Here is a 6,000-nt window from a genome sequence, read left to right on the forward strand (position 1 = left end):
AGCAATCCCCGTGGTCATGCAGCACCTGTAGTTCTTGACTTGCTCTCCCGCGGGCTGCAGCGACCGCGCCGATTGTTGACAATCATACGAGTGGCTCTTAGCGTGTCAATCCCTCGCCGCTCCCCACGCACGGACCACTCGTTGAGGGGAGCATGGGCTCATGACTTCACCACGCTCCGCGACCGTCGTCATCCTGCACCCGCAATCGGGTGACCCCGGGAAGCCACCCGACACCGGCGGCCTCGAGGACCTGGCCGACGTGCGGTACGCGACCGGCAACGACCTGGTCAGCGCGCTGCCAGGCGCCGACGTGCTGTTCGTCTGGGACTTCCGCTCGCACGCGCTGGCAACGGCCTGGCCAGCCGCGGACGCGTTGCGCTGGGTGCACGCCGCCAGTGCCGGAGTCAACCACGTTCTGTCACCCGAGGTGGTGTCGAGCGAGGTGGTCGTGACCAATTCACGAGGCATCTTCGATGAACCGATGGCCGAGTACGTGCTCACTTTGGCCCTCGCGCTCGCCAAGGACCTGCCCGGCACGGTCCGGCTGCAGCGGGACCGGCGCTGGCGGCACCGGGAGTCCGAGCGGCTCGGCGGCCGGCACGCCCTCGTCGCCGGCACCGGTCCGATCGGCCGGGCCATCGGGCGCAAGCTCGCGGCGGTCGGCATGACCGTGACCGGGATCGGCCGGCGAGCGCGCGAGACCGACCCGGACCTGGGCTCCGTGCTCCCGATGGACAGGCTGGCCGACGGGCTCGCCGAGGCGGACTACGTGGTGCTGGCCGCGCCGCTGACCGAGCAGACCCGCGGCATGATCGACACGGCCGCGCTGTCCGTGATGAAACCGACCGCGCGGTTGATCAACGTCGGCCGCGGGCCGCTCGTGGTGCAGGACGACCTGGTCGAGGCGCTGGCCGCCGCCCGGATCGCGGGGGCGGCGCTGGACGTGTTCGCCGCGGAGCCGCTGCCCGAGTCCTCGCCGCTGTGGACGATGGAGAACGTGATCGTCTCCCCGCACATGTCGGGCGACGTGGTGGGGTGGCGGTCGGAACTGGTAGCACTGTTCCAGGACAACCTGACGAGGTATCTGGACGGCCGGCCGCTGCGCAACGTCGTGGACAAGCAGCGGGGGTACGTCCGGGAGGGAGCATCGTGAGCGAGAGCGGCGCAGCGGAGCGAACAGAGGAGACACAGTGACTGCCGAGCTGTCCGCGACCGAGATGCTCGCCGCCTACCGCGACGGCAGCCTGTCCCCCGTCGACGTCGCCCGCGACGCGCTGGACCGCATCGCCGCCGTCAACGACGCGGTGAACGCCTACTGCCTCGTCGATCCGGAGAGAACGCTCGCGGAGGCGGAGGCGTCGGAGAAGCGCTGGCGGGCCGGCGAGCAGCAGGGCCTGCTCGACGGCGTCCCGGTGTCCATCAAGGACATCCTGCTCCGCCGCGGCTGGCCGACGCTGCGCGGTTCGTACACGGTGGACCCGAACCAGCCGTGGGACGCCGACGCCCCCGCGGTCGCCCGGCTGCGCGAGCACAACGCCGTACTGGTCGGCAAGACCACCACGCCGGAGCTCGGCTGGAAGGGCGTCACCGACAGCCCGCTCACCGGCATCACCCGCAACCCTTGGGACGTAACGAAAACGGCCGGCGGCTCCAGCGGCGGCGCGTCCGCCGCGGTGGCCACGGGCACCAGCCCGATCTCCATCGGCACCGACGGCGGCGGCTCGATCCGCATCCCGGCGGCGTTCAGCGGCGTGTTCGGCATCAAGCCGACCTACGGTCTCGTGCCGCTGTATCCGGCGAGCCCGTACGGCACGCTCGCGCACGTCGGCCCGCTGTCGTGGACGGTGGCGGACAGCGCGCTGGCGCTCGACGTGCTGTCCGGCCCGGACAGTCGCGATTGGACGGCCGGGCCGCGGCCGGAGCGGTCGATGCTGCAGACGCTGAAGTCGGGCGTGGACGGCATGCGGATCGCGTTCAGCCCCCGGCTGGGCTTCGCCGCCGTCGACCCGGAGGTGGCGGCGCTGGTGGACGACGCCGCGCACGTGTTCGCCGACCTCGGCGCGCGCGTCGAGCTGGTCGACCCGGCGATCATCGACCCGCTGGACGCGTTCCACACGCTGTGGTTCGCGGGCGCCGCCGCGTCCATCGTGGCACTCCGCCCCGAGCAGCGCGCCCGGCTCGACCCGGCGCTGCTGCAGGTCTGCGAGGAGGGCGCCACCCGCACGGCGCTGGACTACGTCGCCGCCACCGCCGTGCGCGCGGAGCTCGGCCGGATCATGGGCGAGTTCCACGAGCACTTCGACCTGCTGCTGACCCCGACCATGCCGATCGCCGCGTTCGAGGCCGGCGTCGAGGTGCCGACCGGGTCGCAGGAGGTGCGCTGGACCAGCTGGACGCCGTTCACCTACCCGTTCAACATGACCCAGCAGCCCGCCGCGAGCCTGCCCTGCGGGTTCACCTCGGCCGGGCTGCCGGTCGGGCTGCAGGTCGTCGGGCCGAAGCACGAGGACGCGCGCGTGCTGGCCGCGTGCCAGGCGTTCGAGCAAGCCCGCCCGTGGCAGGGAAAACGCCCCGCACTCGGGTGACAGGCCGCACATCGGCCCGCCGGCTGCCCTATCCTACTCTAGAGTAGGTACCGTTACTTTACTTGCGAGTAGGTAGGGGTGGTCGGGGTGTCGACCAGCGAAGGTCAAAGCGCCAAGCCGCAGCGGCGCACCGCCATCGGGGCCGCGATGTCGGTGCTCAACCGGCTCGGGGGCGCCCGCGTCGTCGAACGGCTGGGCATCAAGACCCCGGTCGACCGCGTCGTGTACCAGGCGACGAAGGCCGGCTTCACGGTGGCGAGCCGCTCGTTCAGCGCGGCCACGAAGCTGGCGAAGCCGAAGCGGCTGCCGGCGACGGGCAACAGCGGCGTGTTCGACCTCGACCCGACCGAAGAGCAGCAGCTGATCGCCGACACGGTCCGCGAGTTCGCCGCTGAGCAGGTGCGCCCGGCGGCCGCGGTGGCCGACGACAAGTGCGAGCCGCCGCCGGAGCTGCTCGCCACGGCGGCCTCGCTCGGCATCACGATGATCGGCGTCCCGGAGGACCTGGGCGGCGTGGCCACCGAGCGCTCGACGGTGACGAACGTGCTGGTCGCGTCCGCGCTCGCGGAGGGCGACATGGGCGTGGCGCTCGCGTGCCTGGCGCCCGCGGCGGTGTCGAACGCGCTCGTGTTGTGGGGCGACGAGACCCAGCAGGCGACGTACCTGCCGGCGTTCGTGGGCGGTTCCGATGGCGCCGACGTGCCGGGCGCCGCGCTCGCGATCCAGGAGCCACAGGCGCTGTTCGACCCGTTCTCCTTGCGCACCAAGGCGTACCGGACGGCGGGCGGGTTCGCGCTGGACGGCGTGAAGTCGCTCGTGCCGCGCGCGTCGGCCGGCGAGGTGTTCGTGGTGGCGGCCGACCTGGACGGGCGCGGGCCGGCGCTGTTCATCGTGGAGTCGTCCTCGGCGGGCCTGTCGGTCGAGCCGGAGCCGGCGATGGGCCTGCGGGCCGCGGGCACGGGACGGCTGACGTTGTCGCAGGTGCCGGTGCCGGCGTCGGCGCTGCTCGGCGGCGCGGACCCGGCGGTGTACGCGGACTGCGTGCGGCTGGCGCGGCTGGGTTGGTGCGCGCTGGCGGTGGGCACGGGCGCGGCGGTGCTGTCCTATGTGACCGGTTACGTGAATGACCGGGTGGCGTTCGGGGAGCCGGTGTCGCACCGGCAGGGGGTGGCGTTCAAGGTGGCCGACATCGGCACGGAGCTGGACGGGATGCGGCTGGTCACGTGGCGGGCGGCCGCGCGGGCGTCGCTGGGGTTGCCGTTCGCGCGCGAGGTGGCGCTGGCGCGGAGGCTGTGCGCGGACAAGGGAATGACGATCGGCAGCGACGGCGTGCAGTTGCTGGGCGGGCACGGGTTCGTCAAGGAGCACCCGGTGGAGCGGTGGTACCGCGACCTGCGGGCGGTCGGGCTGATGGAAGGCGCGGTGCTGGTGTGATCAACCTCGAGGTTCCGAAGAAGTTCACCACGCTGGTCGAGCAGGCCCGGCAGGCGGCCATCGCCTTCCTGCGCCCGAACTCGCGCAAGTACGACCGGGCGGAGCACACGTACCCGAAGGAACTCGACACGCTCGCGGCGCTGCTGGACGGCCTGTCGGCGTCCGGCCGTGGCGCCGGCACCGGTGGCGTCCGCCGCTCGTCCTCGTCCCGCAAGCGCGGCGAGGTCGTGAACGGCGGCAACATGTCGCTGGCCCTGGGCACGATGGAAATGTGCTGGGGCGACGCGGGCCTGCTGCTGTCGATGCCCCGCCAGGGCCTGGGAAACGCCGCGATCGCCTCGGTGGCCGACGAGGATCAGTTGGCGCGGTACAAGGGCAAATGGGCCGCGATGGCGATCACCGAGCCGGACACGGGTTCGGACTCGGGCGCCATCCGCACCACGGCGGTCCGCGACGGTGACGAGTACGTCCTCAACGGCGAGAAGATCTTCGTTACCTCGGGCGAACGGGCGGACTGCGTGGTCGTCTGGGCCACCCTGGACCGCGGCAAGGGAAAGGCGGCGATCAAGTCGTTCGTGGTCGACCGCGACACGCCCGGCTTCGAACTGGTGCGCCTGGAGCACAAGCTCGGCATCCGAGCGTCCGACACCGCGCATTTCCGCCTGGACAACGTCCGCGTCCCGGCGACGAACCTGCTGGGCTCGCCGGAGATCCTGCCGGACAAGGGCTTCGCGGGCGTGATGCAGACGTTCGACAACACCCGCCCGCTGGTGGCCGCGATGGCAGTGGGCATCGCCCGGGCCGCGCTGGAGGAAACCCGCCGCCTCCTGAGCGAAGCCGGCATAGAAGTTGACTACGACCGCCCACCGGCCGCCCAGTCCGCCGCGGCGGCCGCGTACCTGGAAATGGAAGCCGACTACGAGTCGATGTACCTCCTGACGCTGCAGGCGGCCTGGATGGCCGACAACGGCAGACCGAACTCGCTGCAGGCGTCCTACGCAAAGGCCAAAGCAGGCCGATCGGCGACGGCGATAACGCTGCGCTGCGTGGAGCTCTGCGGAAGCGTGGGCTACACGGAAACCGAACTGCTGGAGAAGTGGTCCCGCGACGCCAAGATCATGGACATCTTCGAAGGGACACAACAGATCCAGCAACTCATCATCGCCCGCCGCCTGCTCGGAAAGACGTCCGCAGAACTGAAGTGACCTGCTAAAACAGGCCCGTCGTCCGAATACCCGTCGACCGCAACCCGCGCCCGTACGAGGGAGGCAGCGGGAGACTGGAGCGTCAAGGGAGAAGCGTCAGCGTGTTGACGTGGCTGGGCCTGACAATCGTGAAGTGCCTCCGGTCGAGCGTCGCCACCTCGACCACCTTGAGACGTTCCGCCACCGCAACCACGGCGGCATCGCTCGTGCCGAGAGGCAGGTCGGCGTACTGCTCGACGAGCTCGGCCATGCGTTCGTAGTCGCTTGTGGTCAGCTCCACCGGTACGAAGTCACCAGCCGCCAGAGCCCGCAGAAAACTCGCTTCCACCCGCGGATCAAAGCGCCCGATGAGATAGCCGACCTCCGCGATGATCGGGGTCGGCACGAGGATCCGCTCGTTGTTCAGGCGCAGGCTCGTGAACAACTCGACGCAGCGGTGATGGTTGTTGTCCTTGTAGAGGGTAGCCGCCACCAGCGGCCCGGTGTCGCAGATGATCACGGGCTATCGGCCGAAGCCCTCGCGGAGCAGCTCGTCGACGCGGGAACTGGTGTCTGGCTCGCCAGCGGCACCCGCAAAGAAGGCCGGCGGCCACGGACGGTCATCCGACACTGGCCGCAGATGTCGCCGCATCTCGGCCAGAGCTTCGCCCACCTGGTCCTCCGGCAGGGCCTGGACCAGGCGCATCAGCTCATCTCGCTCCGCGCTCACAACGATCAGTCTACCGGGCATGGGTCTCGCGAACGACGCATCGGCGGCAGTGTGGCGAGCGCGGAAC

Annotated in this window: 6 protein-coding genes; 4 read left to right on the top strand and 2 right to left on the bottom strand. The window is 70.8% G+C overall.

Annotation, left to right across the window (positions count from 1 at the left end; genetic code table 11):
- Window positions 1–160: 160 nt before the first annotated feature.
- From VH969_RS07915 to VH969_RS07930, 4 genes are all read left to right on the top strand, one after another.
- Window positions 161–1,153, top strand: coding sequence for a D-2-hydroxyacid dehydrogenase (locus VH969_RS07915; protein WP_331972778.1), 993 nt, complete (start codon window positions 161–163; stop codon window positions 1,151–1,153).
- Between the two features lie 37 nt (window positions 1,154–1,190).
- The gene (locus VH969_RS07920) at window positions 1,191–2,585 is read left to right on the top strand and encodes an amidase (protein ID WP_331972780.1); all 1,395 of its coding nucleotides are present in this window, start codon (window positions 1,191–1,193) and stop codon (window positions 2,583–2,585) included.
- Window positions 2,586–2,720: 135 nt separating this feature from the next.
- Window positions 2,721–4,019 carry an acyl-CoA dehydrogenase family protein gene (locus VH969_RS07925; protein ID WP_331972790.1) on the top strand — a complete coding sequence of 433 codons (1,299 nt, stop codon included), beginning with the start codon at window positions 2,721–2,723 and terminating at the stop codon, window positions 4,017–4,019.
- A complete protein-coding gene (locus tag VH969_RS07930; RefSeq protein WP_331972782.1) occupies window positions 4,016–5,224 on the top strand; it encodes an acyl-CoA dehydrogenase family protein in 1,209 nt (402 codons plus the stop codon). The genes VH969_RS07925 and VH969_RS07930 overlap by 4 nt, the downstream gene beginning before the upstream one ends.
- An 82-nt stretch (window positions 5,225–5,306) precedes the next feature.
- On the opposite strand, the gene VH969_RS07935 is transcribed toward VH969_RS07930, so the two are convergent.
- Together VH969_RS07935 and VH969_RS07940 are read right to left on the bottom strand one after the other, a co-directional pair.
- Complete coding sequence (locus VH969_RS07935) at window positions 5,307–5,723, bottom strand: type II toxin-antitoxin system VapC family toxin (RefSeq protein WP_331972784.1); 417 nt, start codon at window positions 5,721–5,723, stop codon at window positions 5,307–5,309.
- Between the two features lie 3 nt (window positions 5,724–5,726).
- Window positions 5,727–6,000: hypothetical protein (locus tag VH969_RS07940; RefSeq protein ID WP_331972786.1), on the bottom strand; the 274-nt coding region annotated here is incomplete at its 5' end.

The organism is Actinophytocola sp. (assembly GCF_036555685.1).
In the GTDB taxonomy this organism is placed as follows: domain Bacteria; phylum Actinomycetota; class Actinomycetes; order Mycobacteriales; family Pseudonocardiaceae; genus Actinophytocola.

What these genes read in the sequence shown, in the direction of transcription:
- VH969_RS07915 (WP_331972778.1), top strand. Translation starts at nt 161, where the DNA reads ATGACTTCACCACGCTCCGCGACCGTCGTCATCCTGCACCCGCAATCG.